The sequence below is a fragment of the Mycobacterium sp. NGS54 genome (assembly GCF_059812465.1).
This window is the reverse complement of sequence record NZ_JCALCS010000008.1, coordinates 336,842-362,111: the sequence shown is the minus strand read 5'-3', so window position 1 is coordinate 362,111 and position 25,270 is coordinate 336,842. Positions and strand designations below refer to the sequence as shown.

Sequence of the window (25,270 nt, the reverse complement as noted above, 5' to 3'; positions counted from 1 at the left end):
ACTGTGGCAACAACACTGACGAAAAGCGACCTCGCGCAGGTCATCCGGCTGGCTCGCGTCAAACACGGTTTGAGCTGGGCGAAGATCGCCGAATCGATCGGCAAGGACCCGTTGTGGGCCATTGCTGCCCTGCTCGGCCAGCATCCGCTTTCGGCCGGCGACGCAGCAACCGTCGCAGCGCTTCTCGACCTCGACGATGAGGCGATCGCGGTTCTGCAGCTGATGCCGTATCGAGGATCCGATCCGGCCATGGTGAACGATCCCACGATCTACCGCTTTCATGAGGCACTGGCGGTATACGGTCCGGCCATCAAAGAACTCATCCACGAGGAGTTCGGTGACGGCATCATGAGCGCTATCAACTTCCAGATGACCGTTGAACGACGCCCCCACCCAGCCGGCGACAGGGTGGTCGTCACGTTCGACGGAAAGTTCCTCGATTACGCGTGGCGGCACGCTGCCCAGCAGGCCCAGGAGGTAATGAAATGACGGCGACCATGGATCCCGAGGCCGGCCAATTGGATCTCGAATTGTTAGAGGACATCCGGGCCCACGCCGGGGCGCTGGACCGCGGTGAGCACCACTCGCGGCGCAGCTTCGCCGCGCTGGGCGCGGCCGGACTCCTGGGCATTGGCGCACCGGGTAACGCCGACGGCAGGCTCCCCGACATGGCCGACGTCATCCGGCGGGTCTCCGGGGAGTGCATGAGCACGGGGTTCTCGTTATGGGCCCACCGGATGACGGTCGAGTACCTGCTCAGCGCCGCAACACCTTTCGGCACGGCGGCCGCAGAGCCGTTGCTCGCCGGAACCACGCTCGGGGTCACCGGCATGGCTGCGGCGTTCAAGGAAGCCGCGGGATGCGGGAGCCTTGAATTGACCGCCACACCGGTCGACGACGGCTACGAGGTGTCTGGCCCGATCAGGTGGGCCAGCAACCTCTTTGCCGACTCGATAATGGTCACCGCGGCCCGCACCGAATCCGGTGAAAAGCTGATCGTGGCAGTGCCGTTGACTACGCCGGGCGTCGTCGTGGGCGATCACTTCGACTTGTTGGCAATGGGCAGCACCGCCTCGTCGTACCTGAAGCTGCAAGGGGCGTACGTAGCGGCGGAGCAGGTGCTATCGCGAGACTTCGACCGGTTTCTGAGGGCGGTGCGCCCGACTTTCCTTGTCCTGCAATCGGCCATGTGTCTGGGGCTGACGAGAACCACCGTGGAACAAAGCAGACTCGGCCTGACGGGCGTCAATGCGGTCTTTGCCGCCGATGTGGACCGGATCGCCGGCAACCTCGCCTCGGCGGAGTCGACGTTGGCGCGGCTGGCCGCAGCCGTCGGCGGGACGAGGGCGCCGGGCAAGAAAGAGTTGCTTTCGCTGCGGCTCACCGCTGCGGAACTGTCCAGCGCCAGCGCCGATTTGGAGATCCGGACCGCTGGAGGCAAGGGGTACGCGAGCAGGACGTCGGCGAGTCGGCGGTACCGCGAGGCGGCGTTCATCCCCGTTCAATCTCCGTCGGAAGCGCAACTGCGCTGGGAACTCGCCGGATGCGCCTGAGCGTGGGTCGATGGTGACTCCGGTGGCGGTGCCACCGGAGGGCGCCGAATCCGAACACCTGGTGGGCGGCGTTCCGCTGGCCAGCTTGGTGCGCGACTTCCACGTGCCGATGGTGAATTTCGCTCGCACCATGGTTAATTCGACCGGCGTGGCCGAAGAAGCGGTGCAGGAGGCCTGGGTCCAGGTGCTGCAGTCATCGGATTCGTTCGAGGGACGTTCCTCGGTGAGCACGTGGTTGTTCGGCATTGTCAGGAACACCGCGTGGCGGCACCGCCGGCGCGAGTCCCGGATTCGCGACCACGAGGTGCTCGCCACCGCGGAGGCCGACGACCCGCTGTCGGGCCGCATGCACCCTGCGGGGCACCGCGATGCCGGGCACTGGAGTGTCCCGCCGTCGCGACGCTTTCTCCCCGAGGACCAAACCGTGGCGAGCGAGCTCGTCGGATTCGTGCGGGCGGCGCTGGTTGCGTTGCCGGAGCGCCAACGTCAGCTGATCATCTTGCGAGATCTCGTCGGCACGTCGGCCGACGAGGCGGCCGAAATCCTTGAGCTGTCCGCCGAGGCGCAGCGCGCTTTGCTCTACCGCGCCCGGGGAAATCTCCGAAACGAATTGGAAAAGCGGTATCAACGATGACCGTCTACGACAACATGGTCCCCGCCATCGACTGCGTCGACTTCGTTCGGCTCGTCGACGACCTCGTCGATGCCGACCCGAAGCAGTGGGGAGCGGTGGTCGCCAAGCATCTCGAGGAGTGCCCGCCGTGCCTCGTCTATCTGCAACAAATGCTCGACCTCAAGATCCTGCTCAACCACGTGTTTGACGGGGAGAAGCTCAGCGACGAGGACATTTCCGGGGTTATCAACGCGATCAACGACTTCAGAAAGGGCCGACACGCATGACGATCAACGCGCAAGTGCCGCAACTGGACAGGCAAGTGCCGACGGAAAACACCCTGGTTCCCTTGGCTTCCAGGGTCACCGCCGAGGACCCATTCGAGCCGCTGAGCGTGGGCGCCATGGTGGACCGGGTGGCCGCCATGGCGGTGGAGAAGGCCGCGCATCCGTGGGCGTTCTTGATGCGTTCCGTGGTCGGCGGCGCGATGGTGGCCTTCGGGGTGCTGCTCGCACTGGTCGTGAGCACCGGCGTGAAGACCCCGGGGGTCGCGAGCCTGCTGATGGGCTTGGCGTTCGGCATGTCCTTCGTGCTGATCCTGGTGTCGGGTATGTCGCTGATCACCGCGGACATGGCCGCGGGGTTGCTTGCCGTGCTCAAGCACACCATGAGCGTCGGTGGCTACGCGTGGCTGGTTGCCGTCGGCCTCATCGGCAATATTGCCGGTGCGTTTGTGTTCGTCACGCTCTGCGGTGCCGCCGGAGGCCCGTATCTGGGTGCCTTCGCCGAGCGGGCGGCAACCGTCGGCGCCCTGAAGGCCGGCCAGCCGGTCGGCACCGCGCTGTTGCTGGCAGTGGTGTGCACCTGGTTCCTGCAGACCGCGATGTGCATGTTCTTCAAGGCCCGCAGCGACGTGGCGCGGATGGCATTCGCGTTCTACGGGCCCTTCGCCTTTGTGATCGGCGGCACCCAGCACGTGATCGCGAATGTCGGATTTCTTGGGCTTCCCTTGTTGCTCAACCTGTTTCATCACGCCGCACCGCGCGCCGGGATCAGCTGGGGCTTCGGCCACGATGGCTTGCTCACCAACATCGGCGTCACCACTGTGGGCAATCTGATCGGCGGCACTGTCTTCGTGGCGTTACCCTTTTGGGTCATCGCGCAGCTGCAGCGGCGCCAGACCTGAACGTCTCCGGCGACTGGCGAGTGACGCAGCGGTTACATCTCGGGGAACTCAACGGCCCCAACGGGTTCCGGGGACAGCCCTATGTCCCCGGAGGTTGAGGACTAAAGCCTCACGACCGAGACCCCCGCCTCCCGATAGCGTCGCTGGTGACGAAGGGAGAACAAAGTGTCTGAATCCGTGAAACGCCTGGGCGTCGTCGTCGCGGTCGACGGCTCGCCCGCATCGAATGCCGCCGCGTGCTGGGCGGCACGCGAGGCGGCAATGCGGAACGTTCCACTGACCGTCGTCCACGCGGTGGCCACCCCCACCGCGACCTGGCCGCCGGTTCCGTACCCGGAATCGCTGGCGGTACGGCTGGAGGACGACGGCAAGAAGGCCATCATGCACGCCATGAAGATCGCCGAGGATGCGATGCCGGAGGACGGAAAGGTCGCCATCGGCCGGGAATTGGTGTACTCGACCCCGGCGCCGACCCTGATCGAGATGTCCGACGAGGCGGAAATGGTCGTCGTGGGCACCTCCGGGCGGGGCTTGTTGGCCCGCGGCGTGCTCGGTTCGGTCAGCTCGACCGTGGCGCGGCACGCGACGTGTCCGGTGGCGGTCATCCGTGACGAGGATCTGCCGGACCAGAACGCTCCGGTCCTGGTCGGAATCGACGGCTCGCCGACGTCCGAACACGCGACCGAGCTGGCGTTCGACGAGGCCTCCCGTCGGGGCGTCGACCTGGTCGCGTTGCACGCGTGGAGTGACGTCACGACCGAGGTGCCGTTCTTGGATTGGGCGACCGTGGAGGAGGAGGGGCAGCGCAGCCTCGGCGAAGCCCTGGCGGGCTGGGGCGAACGCTACCCGGACGTGACGGTGCGCCGAGTGATCGTGCGCGACCGGCCGGCGCACCACCTCATCGAGGCGGCCGAATCGGCCCAACTAATCGTGGTCGGCAGCCACGGCCGGGGTGGTCTCACGGGCATGCTGCTGGGCTCCGTCAGCAACACGCTGCTGCATTCGGTCCGAATTCCGGTGATCGTCGCCAGGCCGGCGCCGGTGGCCTAGCGCCTTTCCCCCCGCGAGCAGACGCAGAATCGCACGCTGAAGCCGGGCGATTCTGCGTCTGCTCGGCGGTTCAGCGGTTCAGCGCGCGTGCAGGACGGTGGCCGCCCATCCGCATAGCGCGGGGAGGTCGCGACCCGCGCGCATGACCGTCCGGTCGGGGCGCACCAACGCCGCGGTGGCGCGGCCACCGCGCAGCCACGTTTCGAGCGCGCTGCCGGGTTCGGCGGCCACGACGGCGACGCCGCGGCGCCGAAAGAGGGCCTCGTCGCCGGCGCTGGGCTGGCTTGCGGTGATCAACGCGAAACCGGTGCCGACGACGTCGTCGAGCCGCCGACCGTTGGGCAGCAAGGGGTTCGGGCACAGCGTGCCGGCCAGCGGGCGCGGTCGGCGCGGTTTGAACACCAGCGCGGAGGCCCGCAGCGCCGGTGTCGTCGAGTCGATCACCTTGTCGCGCAGGCCGGGGATCAGCCGCAGCCCGGGCAGCACCAAACGGCGCGCCGCGCTGCCCAGCCGCCCGCCGCCGCTCATCGCCCACCCGACGCCCAGCGCGAGCCGAATCATGTGCCGGGCGTGCGGCTTGCGTTCCTGCTCATAGGAATCGAGAACGCTCGCGTCGAGCGTGCCGTTGCGGACCCCGGCGAGCTTCCAGGCCAGGTTGGCCGCGTCCCGCATTCCGGCGCACAAGCCCTGCCCGATGAATGGGGGAGTGAGGTGCGCGGCGTCACCGAGGATGAAGACGTTGCCGCGGCGCCACCGATCGGCGATTTGCGCGCGGAACGTGTACTCGGTGACGCGCAGCAGCGTCATCTCCGAGTCGGCAACCTCGGCGACCCAGGGCGCGATCAACGGTCGCAACGCCGCCAAGGTGCCGAACTGGTCGGAGGTTTCGCCGTCCAGCAACCGGAACTCCCACCGATAGCGGCCGGGTCCGATGCGCATGTAGGTTCCGGCGCGCACCGGGTCGCAGACCTGGTGCACCCCGTCCCACTGCCGCAGGTCGGAGTCGCTGGCGATGTCGACCACCAGCCACCGCTGCTCGAACTTCAAATTCCGCATGGTCGAGTCCATTTCGGTGCGCACGATGCTGTTGGCGCCGTCACAGCCCAACACATAGTCGGCGTCGATATGGTGCACCCGGCCATCGGTTCGGTCGCTGAAGGTGACCCGGGCGCCTCGTCCGGTGCCGCTTACGGCGGTGACCTCGGCGTTGCCGCGCAACTCGGCGTTCGGATACCGCTTGAGGTTCGCGCGGAGCAACACCTCGAACTCGGGTTGGTCGAACATGTTGGCCTGGGGAAACCCGTTCCGACTCTGGCTGGGCTCGCGGTGGAACTCGCCGAGCACCCGGAACCGGTTGTCCACCAACCGCAAACCGAGGGTGGGCCGCGAGATCGCCGCGAACTCGTCGGCCATGCCGAGTCGCGCGATGACGCGATAGATCTCGTCGTCCAGGTGCACGGCGCGCGGCTGCGGGTACACGTCGGGCCAGCGGTCGAGGATCAGACTGTCCACCCCGTGCTGTGCCAGCAGGGTGGCCGCCGTGACACCGGTCGGTCCGGCGCCGACGATCACCACCGGAACGTGCGGAACGGCGTTCTCGCTCACTTGAACCGGACTTCGGTGCGTTGCGTGCCGAGATCGATGGCCCCGTCGTCGGTGGCCACCGACGCCTCCACGACGTCGCCGTCGTTGAGGTAGTTGCGGTTGCCGGCCTGACCTTTGAAGAACATCTTCCATTTCACCGCAGGCGGCAACAGGTTCGAGATCATCTGCACCGGCTTGGGCGGCGCGCTGAGCGCGGTGCCGACCGGGGTTCCGGTGAGCACCAGGTCGCCGGGAGCCAGTTCCTGAAACTGGGTGAGCGATTGCAGCGCTTCCAGCGGCCGATAGAGCATGTCGCCGTCGACGAGCGCGTTTTGCCGTTCCTGCCCGTTGACGCTCAGCCGCAGCCGCAGATCACCGAAACGGTCGAGCTCCTCGGCCGTCAGCAGCACCAGCTCCGGACCGACCGGCGTGAACGTCGGATAGGACTTGGCCTCGTAGAACTGGGTTTGGGGAAGCTGGATGTCGCGCGCCGAAACGTCGTTCGTCACGACCAGCCCGGCGATGAATTCGGCGAGGTTGGCTTCGGAAATCGTTGTGCCGATGGGGACTTCGCGACCGATGACCAGCCCGATCTCCACTTCGTAGTCGAGGAACCTGACGTGCGCGGGTTTGACGATCTCGTCGAACGGACCGGTGATCGACGCCGACGCCTTGCGGAAGAACGTCAGCGGAATGGATGTCGGGTCCATCCCGGCGTCTTTGACGTGTGACGCGAAGTTGGTCATCTGTGCGATCACCCGGCACGGCCGGGTGACCGGGGAGACCAATGCCAGGCTGTCCACCGCGACGGGCTCGCCGCCCGCGGCGGCGGCGAGCCCGTCGCGGTCGGCCAGGAGGGCCCCGGTGGTGGTGGCGGCGGTGTCGATCTTGACGGCGCCGTCGGGGGTCTTGAGAAACCAAGCGTCGAAGGTGTGCAGCACGGAAACGGTCATGAGGTGGGTACTTTCAGTAGGCCGGCAACGCGGTTGACATCGAATTCATTGCGTGCGCGCAACGCGCTGATGATCGAAACCAGCTCGCGGGGAACCGATTTCAGGTCTGTTCCGAGGAAGTCCCTGGTCGCGGGCGGCCCCCACTGGGCCAGTCCGGACGCGCTGAAGGGCGCCCATCCCGGTTCGAGGGTGTTGTCGAACAGGTCGCCGTCGGCGAAGTGCTCGACCAGGAAACCGTCGGGATCGCGCCAGTAGTCGAAGATTTGGCTGCCCTGGATGTGCCTGCCGATTCCCCACGAGCGGAAATAGCCTCGGTCCTTGAGGTATTCGCCGCCGGCGGCCAGCGCGTCCAGGTCGCTGACCTGGTATGCCGAGTGCACGTAACGGTTGGCCGGCCCCAGGGCCATCGCCAGCGTGTGGTGATCGGCCGGAGTCGATCCTCGATCGCACCGGATGAAGCTCATGGTCGGGCCGCGGTCGCGCTGGCCCGGGAAGAACATGAAGTCGCTGACTATCAGCCCCAGGTTGTACAGGTACCAGTCCAGCGCCTCGAGGTACTTCGTCGACTGGACCACCAGGTGGCCCAGCCGCTGCACCCTGGCGGGCACGCGTGGGGGGCGTTGGGTGGCGTTGGTCCGTGGCGCGTCGGATCCGAAGTTGAACGTGTGGGGTCGCTGGCCGGGCAGCTCGGGCAGCTCGTGCATGCCGGCGACGACGCGGACCGGCACGCCGCTGGGGTCGACGAGGTCGGCCGCCACTCCGCCGATGCTCTCCGGCAGCCGCCGCACCGGGGCGCCGGCCTTGTCGGCCAGGCGCAGCACATCGGCTTCGTCGCAGGCGCGGAACGCCACGCCGGTGAATCGGCTGCGCGGCCCGCGGCGCAGAAGCACGCACGGCGCGCCGGCCTGCGTCCCGCGCAGGTGCAGCTCGTCGGGGTGCGGCAGCGCGGTTTGGAAGCCGAAGGCGCGGGCGAACGCCTCGGCGCGGGTGAGGTCGGGCTTTTCGAGCTCGAGCCAGGCGAGGTCGGCGACCTTGATCACCGGATTGCGGCAGCGTCCGGGATGTTCGCCGGGCAGCGCTCCCTGCTCGCTGTGCAGGTCCCGGTGGGCGGGTGTCGTGTTCATGGGCCATCTCCAAGGTAACTGACGAAATCGTCACATACTCGCGACGCACCGTCAAGCCCTATCTGACGAAATCCTCAAAAGTGATGCATACTACGAAAGGTGAGCGCGATGCCTGAAGACCCCGACCCGCCCAGCCGCCTGGAACGACGCAAGCAGCGCACCAGGGCGGCGCTGATCGGTGCGGCCCAGCGGCTGATCGCCGAAGGAAGACTCAACGTGCCCGTCCTGGAGATCACCCAGGCGGCCGACGTGGGGATGGGCTCTTTTTACAACCACTTCGACAGCAAGGAGCAGCTGTTCGAGGCCGCGGTCGCCGACGTCCTTGACGCGCACGGAGCGATGCTGGACCGGTTGACCGAGTCGATCGACGACCCGGCGGAAACCTTCGCCACCAGCTTCCGGTTGATCGGCCGGCTGTTCCGTCGACGCCCGCGGGAGAGCGACATCCTGCTGGCCAACGGGCTAACGCTGCTGTCCTCCGATCGAGGCCTGGCCCCACGGGCGCTGCGTGACATCAAGGCCGGCGTCGACACGGGCAGGTTCACGGTCGACGACCCCGAACTCGCGCTCTTCATGGCGGGCGGTGCCCTGCTAGGGCTGGGAAAGCTGTTGCGCGACAACCCGGATCGCGACGACGAGGCGGCCGCCGACAGCGTCACCGAAAGCGTCCTGCGTCTGTTCGGGCTCAGCGCCGAGGAGGCGCGCGCGGTATGTCAACGTCCGCTGCCCGACGACTCTGTCGTCCAGTCCTAGCGGTTTCGGGTGTCGGTGGCCGTCAGGCCCCTTTTCGGGCGTCGTTCCCGGTGGCCGACACGATGTGCGCCACCAGCTTGCCGCCGCGGATGACCTCGATGGTCTGGCCCGCCGCGACCTTGTCGAAATAGCGCCCCGCGCGCTTGCGCAGTTCGTCGAGTTCGATCCGGCGACCGGCATCGCGGGGAAACGGGGCCGCGTCGCCGGCGGACACGATCCGCGCCAATATCCGGCCGCCACGGACGACATAGACCGTCTCGCCGGCCGCAACCCGGTCGAAGCACTGCCCGGCGCGGGTCCGCAGTTCCTCGAGCCCGACCCAGCCGCCCGCGTCGGATGGCGGGGCTTTGACGGATCGCGCCGGGATCGGAGCCACCCGCCAGTCGCCCACCGGCAGGATCCGCGCCACCAGCTTGCCGCGACGGACGACGTCGAGGGGCTCTCCGGTGGCAACCCGTTCGAGATACGCACACGCGTCGCTCCGGAGTTGGCCCAGGCCAATCACTTCCGGCATTTCGCTCCGATCTCCGTAGTTCACCGACCGGGAGCGTTGCGATCCGCCAACCCGACGATCCCCAAGTATATGACTGTACGTGCGGTCAGTGTCAATGGCCTGGTCAGGCGTGTCGGCCGGGGAGGGAGAGCCTTGTGGCGCGGCGTCGCGTGAACGCGCGCGGGCATGCGGGGGAGGGCGAAGTTCCACCCCCTCCAAGAGTTGAGGCCAAATCCAAAAGCGCCGCAGGCCAGCCAGATTCACCAGGATCCGCATCAGCGGGGCGGCGCCAGCATGTCCTTCCACCCGTCGTCCCCGGTTTTGGTGGAATTTTCGACGGCGTACTTGACGCCGTCGGGCCCGACCAGTTCGCCGCTCTGCGGGCTGTAAACGGCCGCGGGAGGGCCGCCCGGGGTGTACACGCAGGGGTTCGGCTGCTGCCCATTGCACTGGACGGCCCCCGACCCCGGGCGTTGCAACGGGTCGCTGACCGGGGGCGGTGTCCCGGGCACCCGGTCGGAGGGCGCCGGGTTCATGCCGTTGTTGACGGACGGCGCGGGTATCACCTGGCCCGGCTTGACCGGCTGATCGCAGCGCGCCGCGGGCGCGGGACAGGTCAGGATCTGGTTCGGATCGCCGTACCACGGGTTGGTGCCCGCCGGGACGTACGGTCTGGAGTCGCGGCATTCCCGCGGCGTCGCGGCGCGTTTGCCGGGGACATCGACACAGGGGAGGTTGCGCGCCCCGCGGACGGCGTTGGCCGGGGCGTCCTGCGGGATCTTGCAATAGGTTCCGGACGGCATCGGCGCCAGGCTGGTGTCCGCCGGCGATCGCCATTGCGGTGCGGGGAGGAACCCGGTCAGGCACGGCGGCGGCTGGTTGATCGTCAGCGAGGTGCCGAGCGACGCATAGCCCGGGAAGGGCGTCGTCACCGTCTGGCCCTCCGAGGCGCCCTGCGGGTAGGACACCAGCAACTGCTCGACGCCCTTGTGGTAGCGCTTGAGCATGTCGAGCACGATCTCGAGATTCGCCAGCGTCTGCGGCAGCGATTCGCGGACGTCGCCGAACACCGCGTTGACCTGATCGGCGGTCGGCGCGCCCTGTGTCAGGATGCTTCGCACATGCTGGTCGTTTTCCGCGCTCTGCGCGGCCAGGATGTCGAGGTTGTGCGACCACCGCTCGATCGAGTCACCCGAGTTGACCTGGCTGTCGATGATCGGCCCAGAGTTTTGGATGATGTCGTTGACGTCACCGATGTTGGTCTTGAAATCCCCGGCGAGCGCCTGGGTCGCGTCGACCAGCCGTTGCAGCGCGGGCCCCAATCCGCCTACGGCTTGGGCGGTTTCGTCGAGCAACGAGGAGATCTTCTCCTTGGGCAGCGCGGCGAGCCCGCGGTTCGCGGCGTCCAGCGCCGGACCGATGTCGGTGGGCACGGTGCCCTTGGTGATGGTCTGCCCGGGCTGGAAGTACTTGCCCGGGTTGCCGGGCGACACCAGGTCGATGTACTGCTCACCGACCGCCGACACCGAGTGCACGTTGGCCGTCGCGTCAATCGGGATCTTGAAGCGGTTGGCGATGCTCATGGTCACCCGCGCGCCCGACTGGGTCGGCTGGACATCGATGACCCTGCCGATCGTTTCGCCGCGATAAGCCACGTTGGCCGTCTTGTACAGACCGCCCGACGCCGGCAGGTCCGCCTGCAGGGTGTACTGGCCGATCCCCGCCGCGGTGGGGATCTGCAGGTAGTACCCGCCCAGCACGACCGCGGTGACGAAGCTCAGGATGGCGAACAGGATCAGCTGACGCTTGATGAAGGGGGTCAGCATTGGCCTCTGTCCGCCCTTTCCACCAGCGGCCCGCCCGGGGCGTCGTTCGGGTTCGGCGTGTAGCGGACGTCGGGGATCATCGTTTCGGGGTCGCGGCCCCACGATTGCTCGAGCGCGCGCAGCGCGCCGGAGAATCCCGTCCCGGTCAGGATCGCGTTGTCGACGGAGCTCATGGTCAGGTCGAGCGTCAGCGACAGGTTGAAGTAGTCGCCGCGGAACGCCTTCGGCACGGCGTCGACGTCGAACGGGCGGACGAGGATCAGCTTGAGCGCACGGATCAGATACGGCGCGGCACGGCCCAGTTCCCGCAACGGGCATTGCAGCGCCAGCAGGTCCTGGTGCAGGTCGCCCCGGGAGGCGGACAGGTATTGGTCAGCAACCTGGCTGAGCCGCCCCGTCGCGTCGACCGCGTTGATCAAAAGGTTTTGTTTGTCGGCGAAATGCTTGAGCAGGGGCGGGAATTCGGTGAGGACCCGATCGATGACGTCCGAGCGGGGACCCACGTAGGCCAGCAGCCGGTTGGTGGAGTCGATGGCTCGGGTGATGTCATCGGTCTGCTCGTTGAGCCGGGCGGTGAACGTGTCCAGCTTGCCGAGGAAGGCGTGGATCTGGTCGGCCCGCCCGTGCACGATGTTGTAGACCTCGTCCTGCAGCGTTTCCAGGTTCGGGATGCCGCCCCCGCGCAGGATCATGGCGAGACTGGCCAGCGTCTGTTCGGTGGTGGGGTACGCGGACGCGTTTTGCAGCGGGATGGTGTCGCCCGGCTTCAGCGGTTCCGGCGACGGGTTGGGCGGCGCGGCCAGCTCGATGTGTTGAGAACCCAGCAGGCTGGTCTGCCCGATCTTGGCGGTGGCGTTCCGGGGCAACTTGACGCTCTTGTCCACCCGCAGCGTCAGCGTGGCGACCCAGTTCTTCAAAGCGATCGCGCGCACCGTGCCGACGAAGACGTCGGCCACCCGCACCCGGCTGTTGTCGTTCAGGGCCAGCGTGTCGGGCATCTGGACGTAGATGACGTAGGAGCCGGGCCCGCTGCCGGGACCGCCGGGCATCGGCACATTCGCGATTCCGTGCCACTTCGCGCACGACGTCAGTGCCGCGGCGGCGACCAGCAGGGCCACCGCTTGGCGCGCCCGGTGCCCGACGCGAATGCCGAAGGCGCGCAGCGCGTTCACGATCCCAGTCCCGCCGATGCGGCCGCCTGTGCGGGCGGGGGTGTCGGTGCCACCGGTCCGGGGATCACGCCGGGCCCGGGCGCCGGCGGCGGGATCGGCACCTGCGGGGCGCGCACGCCGATGGGTGGCAGCACGGGGTTTTCGTCGTAGGCGTTCGGCGGTCCCGGCGGCGTTTGCAGCCCCGACTGCGGGGGTGCGATGTCCGGACCGCCCATCAGTTCGGCGAGCGAGTCGGGGGTCAATAGGCCGGCGGTGATCGGCCCCACCTGCTGCCCCTGCATACCCGGGGCGACGACCCAGCCGGGCTGGGTGTTGCGGTGCGACAACGGGGTATCGGGCACCCAGATCCCGGGCACGGTCGTGTCCTTGTACCCGTTCGGTGGCTGCAGCCGGGGTTCCGAGTAGGCGACTTCCTTGGGCAGCGTCTCGGCGGTGCTGAACAGGTTCAGCCCGAAGGGCAGGTAGTTGAACTTGATCGCGTCGAGGACCGGCGCCAGGTATTGCGCGCACAGTTCGGCGGAATCCTGGTAACCCAGCCGGCTGCCGGCCTGAATCATGCTGCAGACGAACTGCATTGGGTTCGCGAAGTTCGGGATCGCCGGGATGGACATGACCGCGCCGTGCGACGGGTGGTAGATCTGGCTGAGGTTCGTCTCCAGCGTCGGCAGAACGTGCAGAGCCGTCTCCAGACCGTTCAGCGGATCGGGCTGGACCAGCGTGTTGGTCAGGGTGGCGAGGTTGTTGACATCGGTGGTAAGCACGCCGCGGTTCTTGTCCAGGAACGGTCGCAGCGTGGAGAGCAGGGAGTCGAATTGCTTTAGCGCAGTGGCTAGTTCACGATCGGTTCCGGTCAGCTTGTCGGTGAACTGGGCCAGGTTCTGGTTCAGCGCGACGAACTGCTGGTCGTCTTTGTGCAGGGCGTTGACGAACTGCGCCAGGCTGTGCACCACCGCGAAGAAGTCGCCGCGGCCCTCGTTGAGGGCGGTCAACGCCCGCGACAGGCTGTTCAGCGTGGCGTTGATCTGCTTGCCCTTGCCGGCCAGCCCGTCGGCGAACGACTCGATGGCGTCACCGAACGGGCCCTTTGGCTGCTCGGGTGTCGGGCCCAACTTGTTGATGACGTTGGCGACGCTCTGGCTCAGTTGGTCCCACTCCGTAGGGACCTGCGTGCGTTCGATGGGGATGACCGCGTTGTCGCCCATCACCGGGCCGCCTTTGTAGGGCGGCTCCAACTGAATGTTGCGCGACGCCACCAGGGTTGGGTTCACGATCACGGCGGACGCATTGGCGGGCACCTTGTATTTATTGTCGTAGTGGAACGTCACCCGCATCTTGTCGCCGGCCGGCTCGATCTTGTCGACCGCGCCGACGCGGACGCCCATGATCTGGACCTTATCCCCGGCGTAGAGCGCATTCGCCTGGGGGAAGTACGCGACGACGGTGTTGGTGGTCAGCTTGTTGTAGAGCTGCAAACCCAGGTACCCGGCGAGCAGGGCCAGCGCCACCACCAGCGCCCCGATGACCCGGCGGCCCCGCAGGTTACGAAATGTGTTGACGGCACTCAATTCTGGCTACCTCCCGTGATGCCGCTGCCACCCGTGCCGCCGGGGTTGATGAACGGGGCCGGCAGCTGGTTTCCGGGTCCGGGAGGCGCGGGCGGCCCCGGCGGCAGGCCGGGCGCGAAGGTCGACGGCGGCGGTGGCGGGCCCGCCGGTTGCAGGTTCTCGGTGCGCGCACCCGGCGGCGCCTGGGTCGGCAGCGGCACCGGCGTGCCCGGCACGTCCGGGGGCGGTTCACCCGGACGCCCGGCGATCGCGATCCCCGGCGTCGGGGGCAGGCCGTTCGGGTTGGGCGGCGAGCCCTGCACGTCGATCGGCGCCGGGAAGCTGCCGCCGAACGGGCCGACGTTTACGCCCGTGCACGGCAACGGGTTCCACGGCCGTGGCAGCGCGTCGGCCGGTGGGGTATAGGAGCACGCTGTGCCCGGCGGGACGGCCGGTCCCGGATGATCCGGCGTGCCCTCAAGCACCGGAGGTGCCGGCGGTGGCGCCCCGTTCGGGAACCGCGTGCCGTTCGGGTCGGGCCAGCGGAATTCGGGCAGCCCGGCGCTGCGCCAGAAGTCCTCGGGGTCGATACCGCGCTTCTTGAAGGCGGCATCGACGAACGGCTGCAGGATCCAGTACGGCAGCAGGTTGGACAGGACGATCTTGAAGTACGGTCCCGATGCGACGGATTCCCCCAGCGATGCGGCGAATTGGCTGACGTAGGTGAGGGTTTGGGCCAGGTCGTCCTTGCGCGCCACCAGCACATCGGTGATGGCGTGCAACTGCTCCAGCGCGGGGTTGAGGCTTGGGTTGTCGTTGATGAACCCCTGCACCTGCGTCGAGAAGGCGGAAACGTTTTGCAGCAGCGCGTCGATGGCCCGGCCGCGTTCGTTGAACGCGACCAGCAGCGTCTTCGCGTTGACCAGTAACCGGTTGATCTGCTCGCTGCGGTCACCGAGCACGCCGGCCACCTGGTGGGCCTGCGCGAGCAGGTGCTTGATCTGTTCGTCGCGCTTGCCGATGGTGTCGGAGAATTTGGTCAAACCGTCGAGCGTGGCGCTCAGGTGTGGGTAGGTCTGGTCGATGGTCTCGGTTAAGACGTTCAGCGAGCGCTTGACGGTGTCGATGTCCCAGCCGGCGGCGGCCCTGGTGATGTCGAAGTTCGCGTCGTAGAGCTGATAGGGCGTGGTGCTCTGGCTCAGCGGCAAGACGCTGCCCGGCCGCAATACCTGGTTTCCGCGCGGCTCGATCTCGAGGACTTTCTTACCCAGGATGGTGTCGGTCTTGATCGCGAGCCGGCTCTCGGTGCCGATGGTGTTCGCGCCGATGTTGAACTTGATCAGGACGTGGTCGCCGTCGATGTCGAAGGACTCCACCTTGCCGACATTCACGCCGGAGATGCGCACCTTGTCGCCCTTGTTCAGTTGGCCGGTGTCGGTGAACTGACCGTAGAAGCTCGGACTGGCGAAGATCATCGGCACGCTGGTGAAGCTTTGGCCCACGATGACGCCGAGAATCAACACCGTGATGCCCATGAGACCCACACGGCTGCGGTTGAATTCGGTAAGCGTTCTCATTGCGGCGAGCACCTGCCGGTGGGCTGCTGCCAGATCCTGACCGTCCGGACCGGGCCGCCGGCCTGCAGTCCGTTCCACTTGATCGTCAGGTCGCAGAGGTAGAAGTTCACCCAGTCGCCGTACAGGCCGATGCTGCGTCCGATCAGGTTGAGCGCGGTCGGCGTCTTGTGGATCAGGTCGCTGAGCTGATCCCTCTGGTCGACGAGCGGGCCCTGGAGCGCCTGAAGGTAGTCGATCTCCTTGTGCAGCAGGGCGCGGTTGTCGGCCAGCAGGTTGGCCACCGTGCCGGCGGCGTTGCTGATGTTCGCGGTGCCGGCGGCCAACGGGTCCGCGTGGTTTTCCAGCCCGGTGATCAACCGTTCGAAGTTGTCGACGGTCTGGTCGAACTCCTTGCGATGCCGAACCGTGGTGTCCAGCACCACATTCAGGTTCTTGACCACCTCGCCGATCGCCTCGTCGCGTTCAGCCAGGTGTGAGGTCAGCTGCGCGGTCTGGTCGAGGATGTCGTTGATGGTGCCGCCCTGACCCTGGAACACCGTGATGATCGCCGATGCGATGGTGTTGACCTTTTCCGGATCCAGCGCCCGGAACAGGGGTTTGAAGCCCCCGATCAGGGCGTCGAGATCCAATGCCGGTGACGTTCGGGACAGCGGGATGAATCCGCCCGGCGGCAGCACGCGGTCGGCGCCCGTCCCTTCGCCGCGTTTCAGTTCCAGGAAGCGGTTGGCGAACAGGTCGAGGTAGCGGATCTGGGCCGTCGTCGACTGGTAGAGCGGTATCGAGCGGTCGACGGCGAAGTCCACCTGCGCCTTGCGGCCGCCGTCGACCAGCCGCACCTTCTTGACCTTGCCGACCTCCACTCCCGAGGCGCGGACGAACTGGCCGTCCTTGAGGCCGCTGGCGTTGCTGAACTCGGCGGTATAGCTGTTGGTGCGATTGAAGCGCAGCTGGGCGAACACCACCACGATCGAGACGGTGATCAGTGACAGCACCAACGAGACGATGGCGAGCTTGATCGCGGAGCCGGTGATTTTCATGGGTTGATCGTGTTGTCCCCGACTTGGCGGCCCCAGACGTACTCGATGGCGTACGGGGAGCCGGTATCCAGGTGGTTGTATGGCGCCAGACTGGCGCCGGTGTCCAGCACCAGCTCGGGCGCGGGCCACAGGTCATGGGTGATGGCCTGCCAACAGCCCGGCGCACCCCCGGGGCCGCCGCGCGCGTTCACTCGCGGCAGATTGTCCGGGAACACATAGGGATTCGGCGCGCCGCCCACCAGCCCGGCGAGGCCTAACAGTCCCTGGGTGAGCACGGTGCCCGCCAGTCCCGGCAGCGTCAGGATGGCGCCCAGGCCCGACGTCAGCTCGGTCATGGTTCTCAGCGCGTAGCCGTTGCCGCCGCCCGTCGTCGCGAATGCCGCGGGTTCTTCGTCGTAGTAATTGCGGATGGTGCAGAAGAATTCGGGACTGTAGGTGTCGAGCAGCTGGGCGGTGGGCACCAGATCGGCGACGCCCCGCTGAAAGTACGGGCCGCCCCGTCGGAAGATGTCCTCACCGGTGTTGCCCAGCCCCGCCGCGGCCAGCAAGGCGGCGTCCAGGTCGGCCTCCTGGCGGTGCAGCGTGCGCGCCGTGACCACCGCGTGGTTGAGGGAGTCCAACAGATCCGGCGCGGCGTTGGCGTAGGTGTCGCCCAGGGCGGCCAACCGCGCAATGTCGTGGCGGATCTGCGGCATCTGCGGATTGATGTCGTCGAGGATGGCGTTGCCGTTGACGATGGATTGCCCGAACTTGTCACCCAGCCCGGTCAATGCCTGCGCGGCCGCGGCCAGCGTGAGGTTCACCTTGACCGGGTCCACCTTGTCGGCGATCGAGGTGATCGTCCCGAACAACGTGTTGAACTCCGTCGTCACCGACCGCGCCTCGATCACCTGTTGCGTCGTAACACGTTGCGGTGTCGGGTTTTTCGGAGAGGTCAACGACACATATTTGTTGCCGAACACCGTGGTCGCCTTGATGTTGGCCTCCACGTTGGCCGGGATCAGGTCGATGTACTTGGGTTCGACGTCCAAGACGAACCTGGCCGCCGGCACGCCGTCGCGCTGGATCTGCGAAATGCTGGCCACCCGGCCGATTTCCACCCCGTTGTAGGTCACCTTCGAATTCGGATCCATCACCAAACCCGACCGGGGGGCCACCATCGTCAGTGGCGTCTTCGGCGTGAGCCGGCCCCGGAACTGCAGCCACACGAACGACAACACCACCGCGGCGACCACCAGGAACACCGCGGCCGCGGTCTTGTACGGGGGGGTCCGTGGCGGATGATCCTTGATCTGCGGCGTCGGGGTTGTCATGGCGGCTACACCGTGAGGTTGAAGTTCGGGCTTTTGCCGTAGACCGCCATCGCGGTCAGCACGACGACGACAACGATCGTGATCAACGACAGCCGCATCGACCGGCCGACGGCTTCACCGACGCCGACCGGACCGCCGCTGGCGGTGTAGCCGTAGTAGCAGTGCGTGGTCATCACGACCACCGCGACCAGGATCACCTCCGCGAACGACCAGCCGACGTCGTTGAGACGCAGGAACGTGTGGAAGTAGTGGTTGTACGTGCCGGCGGACTGCCCGTAGAAGAAAACCGTCGTGACCTGCTGGGACACGAAGGCCAGGGTGATCGCCAACCCGTAGAGCGGGATGATGACGATCAGGCCCGCCACCACCCGGGTGGACGCCAGGAACGCGACCGACCGGATGCTCATCACCTCCAGCGCGTCGATCTCCTCGCTGATGCGCATCGCGCCCAGTTCCGCGGTGGCGCCGGCGCCGACCGTCGCGGCCAGCGCCTGACCGGCGGCCACCGGCGCCACAAACCGCACGTTGACCAGGGCGGCCAAGAACCCGGTGAACGCCTCGACACCGATGTTGCCCAGCGTCGCGTAGCCCTGGATGGCGACCAGCGACCCCGCGGACAGGGTGATGAAGCCGACGATGGCGGCGGTGCCGCCGACCACGGCCATCGCGCCGGTGCCCATCCCCATCTGGGCGACCATCCGCAACATCTCTTTGCGGTAGCGGCGCATGGCGAAGGGGATCTGGCCGACGGCGGTCATCGCGAACCAGACCATCTGTCCGATCTCGACCAGTACCCGGGCCGGGGCCTCCCCGTACCGACTGAGGCTGTCCCGCGTGAAGCGGACCCGCAGTGTGGACGGCGCGGCTGAAGTGGCGGTCATCAGCGCCCCGTTCCGAACCGGACGCCGATGGTGGTCAGCGCCGCGTTGACCGCGAACAGCGCGATGAAGCACAGCACGACGGTCTCGTTGACGGCGGTGCCCAGACCCTTGGACCCGCCACGGACGATGAGCCCGCGATAACAGCCGACGAGGCCGGCGATCAGCCCGAACGTCGCGGCCTTGATGAACGCGATCACCACCTCGGGCAGGCCGGTCAGCGCCGTCAGCGTGGAGAGGTAGGCGCCGCTCGAGACGTTCTGCAGGTAAACGCTGAACAGATAGCCGCCGCCCAGGCCGACGGCGACCACGAGGCCATTGAGCAGCACCGCGACCATCGTCGAGGCGACGACGCGCGGCACCACCAGCCGGTGGATCGGGTCGATGCCGAGCACCTCGAGGGCGTCGATCTCCTCGCGGATGGTGCGGGCGCCCAGGTCGGCGCAGATGGCGGTGCCCCCGGCGCCGGCGACCACCAGCACGGTCACGATCGGGCCGAGTTGGGTGACCGCGCCGATCGCGGCGCCGGCACCGGACACGTCGGCGGCGCCGATCTCGGCGAGCAGCAGGTTGAGCGTGAAGATGAGCAGCACGGTTTCCGGGATCGACACCGCGATGGTGGGCAGCAGCGATACCCGCATGAGGAACCAGCCGGTCCAGATGAACTCGCGCCACTCGAACGGTTGCCTCAGGGCTTTACCGGTCAGCACGCACATCCGGAAGAACCCACCGGCCACTTCCGTGCCCGGCCGGATTCGTTGGCCCACTTTGCCGGCAAACGAGTGTGTCGTGGTCATCGGCGCGGACCCCGAGGCGAATGCGTATCGGACCGCGATCCGTCTGCCGGCCGTTCACGTGAGCCATGCGGCGGCGCGGGGGACAGGCGCAGGCGCCGGGCGTGGTTCCGATCCGTAACCCCGCCCATAGGGTGACGCTGCCCCGAAAACCGGGGCAGCAGAGAGCATTTAGGCGGCGGCTCGAGTACCGACACTTGCCGGCTGCCGCGCGTCGCGACTTTGCCCAACGGTGCTCTGCGCGACCCCGCGCGTCGCGCATCACGCGGTTGCAAGTGCGGGCCGACAACGTGGTCCTCCCAGGCGGTGGCCCCGGTCCCCGCCCGTCGGCCCCACGCCGCCATCGTTTGCGCCACGCTGCAACTATCGCATTAGACCGTACGTGCGGTCAATAAATTGCAAATCTCGGCCGATTTCGTCCAAAACGTGGTGGTCGATCCGCGGAACGTGCGGTTTTACCAGGGCTTTTGCGCTTCACGGTGCCTGGCGCGCGCAGGGCGGCTCAGCGCCGCCTACCGGCGAATTCGGCTCCCGCGCAAGATGTTCCGCCGATCCGCCGTCAGCGTCCGCCGGCCGTGACCGCGGCGAGGCACTCGCGCACCACCGAGACGACGCCGGTGGAAGGATTCGTCCACTTGCCGAGCCCGATGCGGTCGAGCAGGAGCCCGCCGAGGAACACGTCGACGAAAGCCGCGCCGACTTGCTCGGGTGTCCGGGAATCGGCGGGATCGAACCACACCCACATCCACTCCAGCGATCCCCACAGCTGCAGCGCCGCCAATTCGATGTCCACGCTTCGGAACACGCCGACGTCTATCCCGTTGCGGATTTCGTCAACCGCGTGTGTTTGCAATTGATCGCGCAGCTTGCGCACGTGCTGCATCGCCGGGTCGTCGGAGAGCTGGACCACCTCGCGCTGGCTCGCAACGGTCGCGTGGCGGGCGCTCACCTGCAGCAGTGCGGAGGCGTAGATGATCGCGGCGATGCGCTCGTGCGGCGCGGCCAGGCGGTCCCATGCCATCCGCAGCACATCGAGTTGGAGGGCCAGATGGGTCTCTTCGAGCTCGCGCAACATCTGGGCTTTGGTGCCGAAGTGATGGACGATCGTGCCCTTCGACATGCCGAGCTCGTCGGCGATGTCGCCGATATTCGTTCTGTCATAACCACGTTCGGCGACATAGCGGACGAACGCGTCCAGAATCTCGCTGCGCCTGCCAGGCGACCTGGGCATCTTGAACCCTTCGGCATAACTAACCGTACGAACGGTCTATCATAGCGGCCGGCGACGCGAATACAGATAACGGTTTGGTCAGCGGGGGCCGCGGTGTCCCGAGCCGGATCCATCCGGCGCCGTCACGGCGTACATGTTCTCGCCGGGGGCCGAGTTGATCTCACCCGCGGTGTACACGGTCAGCAGTTCCCTGCCATCCCGATCGGCGACGCACACATAGGCGTCCGTTTCCTCGTCGTATTCGAAGCCGTCCCAAGCCAATACGAATGCCAGGCAGTTGCCGTCGCGGTCGAGAACGACGAGCTTGTGCACACCGGATTCCTGCAGTAGTTCGGCATCCGATTCCCGGGTGCGCCGTTGAGGGCCGTGGTTGTTGGTGACCGCGAGGCTGTCTAACATCTGCATACTCCCTTACCGAGGGTGTCTCCTTGCGGTCCGGGCGCTCAAACGTTCCGAACCTGCCGGAGACGTTGCTCCCGAATACTACCTCCGACCAGGGCATTACGGCCCCTCTCATGAGGTCGTAAGTCGCTTGCCAAACGGGCGAGGCCGTCAACGCCGGCGCGCTCGAGTCCCTTCGGCCGGGGGCGCCGGATCGGCCGCGCGCTCGGCCTTCGCGGGGCGAAGCGCCACCAGCACCACTCCGGCGGCAAAGACTAACGCGGTCACCCAAGGTAGGTGACCGTCCGGCGCGAAGCCGGCGTAGGCGAAGAAATGGAGGCCAGCGGCCGCCAGCGCCGCGCCCACCAGCATGAACACTTCACCCCAGAGTTCCGTGATAGGCGTACCGACCATGGGCAGCGGGGCCGCAAAAAGGCGTCGCAGCGACCACAACAACACCAGTTCGACCGCCGTCACCACGCCGAGGACGACCACCCATTCCAGCCGGGCCAGCCACCACGCTCCGCTACCCTCCGGCGGTTGCGGCAGCAGGCCCGCCGGATACGCGACGATCGCGACGATCACGACCGGGATCATGTGCCAGAGGTACAGCGCCATCACGTTGTTGTTCCCGATGGCCAGCGCCCGCTTGATCCGGTCGGCACGGAGCGCCCGATTCAGTGCGGGGGCCAGCGTTATCGCCAGTCCGCCCTGGGCGCATCCGAACGCCAGCAGCGCCGCGGTGGGCGGCGTCGTGTTATCGATCGTCTGCCCGGGAACGCCGATCATGCTGACCGGATACATCCCCAGCCCGATTAGCAGCGCCAGCGCGATCGCCGAGGAGGCGGCCAGCAGCACTGGTCGGCGACCGCCCAGTAGCCCTCCGCGCCAAGCGATCCCGAGCTGGTAGAAGGTGCCCCAGCACAGCAGGTAGTTGACCCAGCCAAGATTGTGCACGTGGGCACCGATCGAAAGGGCGTCCACCGCCACCACCCCCAGCGCCAGCGCCGCCGGCACCAGGAGTCCCCAACGCCGATGTGCCGCAACCGCAATCGGGGTCAGCGACACCACGATCAGGTACACGGCCAGGAACCACAGATGCATGGCGACCGCCCAGCCCGCGTATTCCAGCGTCGTGCCGGCCACGTGGCCGACGTCGAGCGCGGCCACCACCGCCGAGATCAGCGCGACGTAAACCGCCGTCGGGCCCAGCACCCGGGCCAGGCGGTGCCGAAGCCAGGCCTGACGCGACACGCCGTCGGTCTCGTGCCGATGCGTCCAGGACAACGCGCCCGCGTAGCCGGCGACCAGAAAAAACGTCGGGACGGCCTGGAAGGGCCAGGTCAGCCACTGGGTCCAAGGTATGTCGACGAGCGGGTTCTGCCGGCCGAAAGATCCGTCGTGATAGGTCACCGAGCCGGCCAACCAATGCCCCAGCACGATGAGCACCACACCGGACACGCGATAGAAGTCGGCCGCGAGATTGCGGTCCGGTCGCGCGGTGTCTTGCACGAGCGCCACGGTACCTGTCCCACGGCCGGGAGTCGCCCGGCGCACAATGGGGCGATGAAACGGGCTCATCTCGCCGAACTCGAAGTCGGACGCCTCGGCCTGGGCGCGATGGGCATGTCCGTCGCGTATGCCGGTGCCGGCACCGATGACGCCGAATCCATTCGCACCATCCACCGCGCCATCGACCTCGGCGTCACGCTGATCGACACCGCCGAGGTCTACGGCCCTTACGTCAACGAGGAACTCGTCGCTCGCGCCCTTCAGGGCCGGCGCGATCGGGTGGTTCTCGCAACGAAGTTCGGCCTGATCTCCCACACCGGCCGGAACGGCCTCGACAGCAGCCCCGCCAACATCCGCATCGCCGTCGAAGGTTCCCTGAAGCGGCTCGCGACCGACCGCATCGACCTCTACTACCAACACCGCCTCGATCGCGACACCCCGATCGAGGACACGATCGGAGCCCTCGCCGAGCTGGTGGCGGCCGGAAAGATCCGGCACATCGGTCTTTCCGAAGTGGGAGTCAACACCATCCGCCGTGCGCAGGCCGTGCATCCCATCACCGCCGTGCAGTCCGAATACTCGGTATGGACCCGCGATCCCGAGGACGGAGTGCTCGACGTGCTACGTGAACTGGGCATCGGGTTCGTCGCCTACTCGCCGCTGGGCCGCGGGTTTCTCACCGGCGCCATCCGCTCGAACGGGGAGCTTCCCGACAGCGACTACCGCAAGACCAACCCCCGGTTTTTCGACGAGAATTTCCAGCACAACCTGCGCAGCGCGGACGAGCTGCGCGACATCGCCGCCGATGTGGGCGCCACCCCAGCGCAGGTGGCGTTGGCCTGGCTGCTCGCGAAAGGGCCTGACATCGTGCCGATTCCGGGGACAAAACGCGTCAACCGGCTCGAGGAGAACGCCGCCGCCGACGCCGTCGAGCTCGCGCCCGACCAACTCGCGAGAATCGACCGACTCACCCCGCCGGTCGGTGGCCACCACGCCGAGGCGCAGATGGGCTGGATCGACCGGTAGCTGCGCTGTCCGCTCCGCGCAGCTAGCCGTTCGCGCTACTCCGAGGCGGCCAGCGCCGCCGGGCCGTACTTCTTCTCGATCAGCGCCCACGGGTCCGCGTACGGACCCCGGCCCTCGGCCCGGCGCTGCAGCTGAAGGAGGGCGCGCAGCACCGGTCGCAGGATCGGGCCAAGCGCGCACAGGACGAGGCGCATGCGGCCCTGGGATTCGGCGACCCACGCTGTGGTCTGATGCCAGTCGTGCTCTTGGAAGTCAAGCAGCGCTTGGGCTTCCGTGGTGTCAAACCACCCGGTGAAACTCCACCCGCGGTCGTCGCCGGGGTCGCCGGGCAGGCTCGCCGAGGGGCCGAGCCGGCCCAGGCCGGCGGCGGTCATCAGGTCGTCCTCGAGGTCGCGCTGCAGCAGCACATACGATTCGTTGCCGCCGATCAGCAGCACCTTGCCGTCGATCGTGGCCTTGCGGTCGACCGCGTTGACGAATGCCAGCGCCACGTCGCGCGCGTCCACCGTGTGGATGCGGTTGTCGCCGGGCATCGACCGCATCAGGGTCAGGTGGTCGCCACTGATGCCCGCCTGGGTGTCCGGCGAAATCACCCCGCCCAACCTGAACATCGCGTACGGCAGGCCGCTGGCCCGGATCGCCGCCTCGGCCAGCACCTTGTCCTCGCCGTACTGGTCGATCGGCGACACCGGCGTGTCCGGGGTGATCCGCTCGGGATGGCGGTACGGGTTGCGGGACCCGTAGACCGCGGCGCTCGACGCCATCAGGAACAGCGGGGGATCGGGCAGTCGGGCGGCGGCCGCCAGCAGGTTCTCGGTGCCCCCCACGTTGACCCGTCGGGCCAGTGCGGGATTCCGATACGACGGCGGCGAGATGACGGCGGCGAGGTGAATGATCGCTTCGGGCCGATGGATCGCGACCAGGTCGCCGACCGCCTCGGCGTCCAGCAGGTCGATGTAGGCCTCGATCAGTCGCCCGCCGCCCTGGGACAACTCGGAGGCGGCGGCCAGGGTCTTGTCGGTCCGCAGGTCGGTGGCGACGACGGTGCGTCCCCGGTCGAGCAGGATTTGCGCGCATCGCCTGCCGACCTGGCCGAACGCGCCGGTGATCAGAATCGTGCCAACACTCATCGGCGTATCACTGCTCCATCAATCGGCCGGCGAGCTTGGTGGCTGCCCGCCGGATGCGGTCCGAGATAAAGATCGAGAACAGCGGGGTGACGACGTCTTCCCGCAGCCGAGTCAGCTTGGAGCTCTTGATAATCCAGCGCCCGTCGATCCTCTCGTAGGTCTCGTGGTAATGACCGTACCCGACCAGGCTCACCCCCGGCCCGAAGCGGACCACATCCTGCAGCGCCCACACCCCGCGCGCGGTCGTCGCCGAGGTCAGCTCGATCTCGGGCGCGTGCACCTGGTGCGCCGTCGCCTGCGCGGGACGTCCGATGCCCTTGCGGGTGAACGCCACGAAGTCGTCCGCACCGACGATCAGCTTGCCGCCCGCCGCGGACGTGTCGCTGACGAAGTCGTCGGCGAACAGCGCCCGCCAAGCCGCCCAGTCCTTGGCGTCGAGGTACCGGCAGTAGCGGGCCTTGAGCTGTTTGATGGCCTCGATCGCCAGCAGCGCGGTGGCGTTGTCTTCGGCGGTCCGCTCCGTCATCGCGGCCCAGCGTG

At 67.4% G+C, this 25,270-nt stretch carries 25 protein-coding genes; 8 read left to right on the top strand and 17 right to left on the bottom strand.

Translation table 11 applies throughout. From position 1 onward, the window contains the following. Window positions 1–3: 3 nt before the first annotated feature. The 6 genes from cynS (at window position 4) to AC5Y5E_RS26375 (ending at window position 4,402) form a co-directional block, all read left to right on the top strand. A complete protein-coding gene (cynS, locus tag AC5Y5E_RS26400) occupies window positions 4–489 on the top strand; it encodes a cyanase (protein WP_499906273.1) in 486 nt (161 codons plus the stop codon). Beyond that, entirely contained in the window at window positions 486–1,553 is a 1,068-nt protein-coding gene (locus tag AC5Y5E_RS26395; protein WP_499906271.1) for an acyl-CoA dehydrogenase family protein, read from the top strand. Before cynS ends, AC5Y5E_RS26395 begins: the two co-directional genes overlap by 4 nt. A gap of 10 nt (window positions 1,554–1,563) precedes the next feature. Continuing rightward, window positions 1,564–2,187 (top strand): RNA polymerase sigma factor, encoded by a 624-nt coding sequence (locus AC5Y5E_RS26390; RefSeq protein ID WP_499906269.1) that lies wholly within the window; start codon window positions 1,564–1,566, stop codon window positions 2,185–2,187. After that, window positions 2,184–2,453, top strand: a complete 270-nt coding sequence (locus AC5Y5E_RS26385) for a hypothetical protein (protein ID WP_499906267.1) — start codon at window positions 2,184–2,186, stop codon at window positions 2,451–2,453. The genes AC5Y5E_RS26390 and AC5Y5E_RS26385 overlap by 4 nt, the downstream gene beginning before the upstream one ends. Beyond that, window positions 2,450–3,352, top strand: coding sequence for a formate/nitrite transporter family protein (locus AC5Y5E_RS26380; protein WP_499906265.1), 903 nt, complete (start codon window positions 2,450–2,452; stop codon window positions 3,350–3,352). Before AC5Y5E_RS26385 ends, AC5Y5E_RS26380 begins: the two co-directional genes overlap by 4 nt. Window positions 3,353–3,517: 165 nt before the next feature. Then, window positions 3,518–4,402 (top strand): universal stress protein, encoded by an 885-nt coding sequence (locus AC5Y5E_RS26375; RefSeq protein WP_499906263.1) that lies wholly within the window; start codon window positions 3,518–3,520, stop codon window positions 4,400–4,402. Window positions 4,403–4,480: 78 nt separating this feature from the next. Here the strand turns inward: AC5Y5E_RS26375 and mhpA are convergent, their stop codons facing one another. From mhpA to AC5Y5E_RS26360, 3 genes are read right to left on the bottom strand one after another with little or no spacing between them, the layout of a single operon-like run. Then, window positions 4,481–6,007 carry a bifunctional 3-(3-hydroxy-phenyl)propionate/3-hydroxycinnamic acid hydroxylase MhpA gene (gene mhpA, locus AC5Y5E_RS26370; protein ID WP_499906261.1) on the bottom strand — a complete coding sequence of 509 codons (1,527 nt, stop codon included), beginning with the start codon at window positions 6,005–6,007 and terminating at the stop codon, window positions 4,481–4,483. Further along, complete coding sequence (locus AC5Y5E_RS26365; protein ID WP_499906259.1) at window positions 6,004–6,939, bottom strand: fumarylacetoacetate hydrolase family protein; 936 nt, start codon at window positions 6,937–6,939, stop codon at window positions 6,004–6,006. Before AC5Y5E_RS26365 ends, mhpA begins: the two co-directional genes overlap by 4 nt. Continuing rightward, window positions 6,936–8,063: a VOC family protein gene (locus tag AC5Y5E_RS26360; RefSeq protein ID WP_499906257.1), complete on the bottom strand. Its 1,128-nt coding sequence runs from the start codon at window positions 8,061–8,063 to the stop codon at window positions 6,936–6,938. The genes AC5Y5E_RS26365 and AC5Y5E_RS26360 overlap by 4 nt, the downstream gene beginning before the upstream one ends. A 108-nt stretch (window positions 8,064–8,171) precedes the next feature. Here AC5Y5E_RS26360 and AC5Y5E_RS26355 point away from each other — a divergent pair, with 108 nt between their 5' ends. Continuing rightward, complete coding sequence (locus AC5Y5E_RS26355) at window positions 8,172–8,816, top strand: TetR/AcrR family transcriptional regulator (RefSeq protein WP_499906255.1); 645 nt, start codon at window positions 8,172–8,174, stop codon at window positions 8,814–8,816. A 22-nt stretch (window positions 8,817–8,838) separates the two neighbouring features. On the opposite strand, the gene AC5Y5E_RS26350 is transcribed toward AC5Y5E_RS26355, so the two are convergent. From AC5Y5E_RS26350 to AC5Y5E_RS26295, 12 genes are all read right to left on the bottom strand, one after another. After that, window positions 8,839–9,330 (bottom strand): type II toxin-antitoxin system Phd/YefM family antitoxin, encoded by a 492-nt coding sequence (locus tag AC5Y5E_RS26350; RefSeq protein ID WP_499906253.1) that lies wholly within the window; start codon window positions 9,328–9,330, stop codon window positions 8,839–8,841. Between the two features lie 254 nt (window positions 9,331–9,584). Next, window positions 9,585–11,135: a virulence factor Mce family protein gene (locus AC5Y5E_RS26345; RefSeq protein ID WP_499906251.1), complete on the bottom strand. Its 1,551-nt coding sequence runs from the start codon at window positions 11,133–11,135 to the stop codon at window positions 9,585–9,587. Further along, a complete protein-coding gene (locus AC5Y5E_RS26340) occupies window positions 11,129–12,307 on the bottom strand; it encodes a virulence factor Mce family protein (RefSeq protein WP_499906249.1) in 1,179 nt (392 codons plus the stop codon). Before AC5Y5E_RS26340 ends, AC5Y5E_RS26345 begins: the two co-directional genes overlap by 7 nt. Next, a complete protein-coding gene (locus AC5Y5E_RS26335) occupies window positions 12,304–13,872 on the bottom strand; it encodes a virulence factor Mce family protein (protein ID WP_499906247.1) in 1,569 nt (522 codons plus the stop codon). The genes AC5Y5E_RS26340 and AC5Y5E_RS26335 overlap by 4 nt, the downstream gene beginning before the upstream one ends. Next, window positions 13,869–15,428 carry a virulence factor Mce family protein gene (locus AC5Y5E_RS26330; RefSeq protein ID WP_499906245.1) on the bottom strand — a complete coding sequence of 520 codons (1,560 nt, stop codon included), beginning with the start codon at window positions 15,426–15,428 and terminating at the stop codon, window positions 13,869–13,871. The genes AC5Y5E_RS26335 and AC5Y5E_RS26330 overlap by 4 nt, the downstream gene beginning before the upstream one ends. Beyond that, window positions 15,425–16,465: a virulence factor Mce family protein gene (locus AC5Y5E_RS26325; protein WP_499906243.1), complete on the bottom strand. Its 1,041-nt coding sequence runs from the start codon at window positions 16,463–16,465 to the stop codon at window positions 15,425–15,427. The genes AC5Y5E_RS26330 and AC5Y5E_RS26325 overlap by 4 nt, the downstream gene beginning before the upstream one ends. After that, window positions 16,462–17,778, bottom strand: a complete 1,317-nt coding sequence (locus AC5Y5E_RS26320) for an MCE family protein (RefSeq protein WP_499906242.1) — start codon at window positions 17,776–17,778, stop codon at window positions 16,462–16,464. Before AC5Y5E_RS26320 ends, AC5Y5E_RS26325 begins: the two co-directional genes overlap by 4 nt. Before the next feature lie 5 nt (window positions 17,779–17,783). After that, complete coding sequence (locus tag AC5Y5E_RS26315; protein WP_499906240.1) at window positions 17,784–18,659, bottom strand: ABC transporter permease; 876 nt, start codon at window positions 18,657–18,659, stop codon at window positions 17,784–17,786. Continuing rightward, the gene (locus AC5Y5E_RS26310) at window positions 18,659–19,372 is read right to left on the bottom strand and encodes an MlaE family ABC transporter permease (RefSeq protein ID WP_369830390.1); all 714 of its coding nucleotides are present in this window, start codon (window positions 19,370–19,372) and stop codon (window positions 18,659–18,661) included. Before AC5Y5E_RS26310 ends, AC5Y5E_RS26315 begins: the two co-directional genes overlap by 1 nt. Window positions 19,373–20,009: 637 nt before the next feature. Next, a complete protein-coding gene (locus AC5Y5E_RS26305) occupies window positions 20,010–20,681 on the bottom strand; it encodes a TetR/AcrR family transcriptional regulator (protein ID WP_499906238.1) in 672 nt (223 codons plus the stop codon). A 78-nt stretch (window positions 20,682–20,759) separates the two neighbouring features. Next, entirely contained in the window at window positions 20,760–21,080 is a 321-nt protein-coding gene (locus AC5Y5E_RS26300) for a hypothetical protein (protein WP_499906236.1), read from the bottom strand. Window positions 21,081–21,233: 153 nt separating this feature from the next. Then, window positions 21,234–22,583, bottom strand: a complete 1,350-nt coding sequence (locus tag AC5Y5E_RS26295; RefSeq protein ID WP_499906234.1) for an acyltransferase family protein — start codon at window positions 22,581–22,583, stop codon at window positions 21,234–21,236. 45 nt (window positions 22,584–22,628) lie between these two features. On the opposite strand from AC5Y5E_RS26295, the gene AC5Y5E_RS26290 reads away from it, so the two are divergent. Then, window positions 22,629–23,600 (top strand): aldo/keto reductase, encoded by a 972-nt coding sequence (locus tag AC5Y5E_RS26290; RefSeq protein ID WP_499906232.1) that lies wholly within the window; start codon window positions 22,629–22,631, stop codon window positions 23,598–23,600. Between the two features lie 35 nt (window positions 23,601–23,635). Here the strand turns inward: AC5Y5E_RS26290 and AC5Y5E_RS26285 are convergent, their stop codons facing one another. Continuing rightward, on the bottom strand, window positions 23,636–24,730 hold the full coding sequence (locus tag AC5Y5E_RS26285; protein ID WP_499906230.1) for an NAD-dependent epimerase/dehydratase family protein: 1,095 nt from the start codon (window positions 24,728–24,730) through the stop codon (window positions 23,636–23,638). A gap of 7 nt (window positions 24,731–24,737) precedes the next feature. Next, window positions 24,738–25,256, bottom strand: a complete 519-nt coding sequence (locus tag AC5Y5E_RS26280) for a nuclear transport factor 2 family protein (RefSeq protein ID WP_499906228.1) — start codon at window positions 25,254–25,256, stop codon at window positions 24,738–24,740. Window positions 25,257–25,270 lie beyond the last annotated feature (14 nt).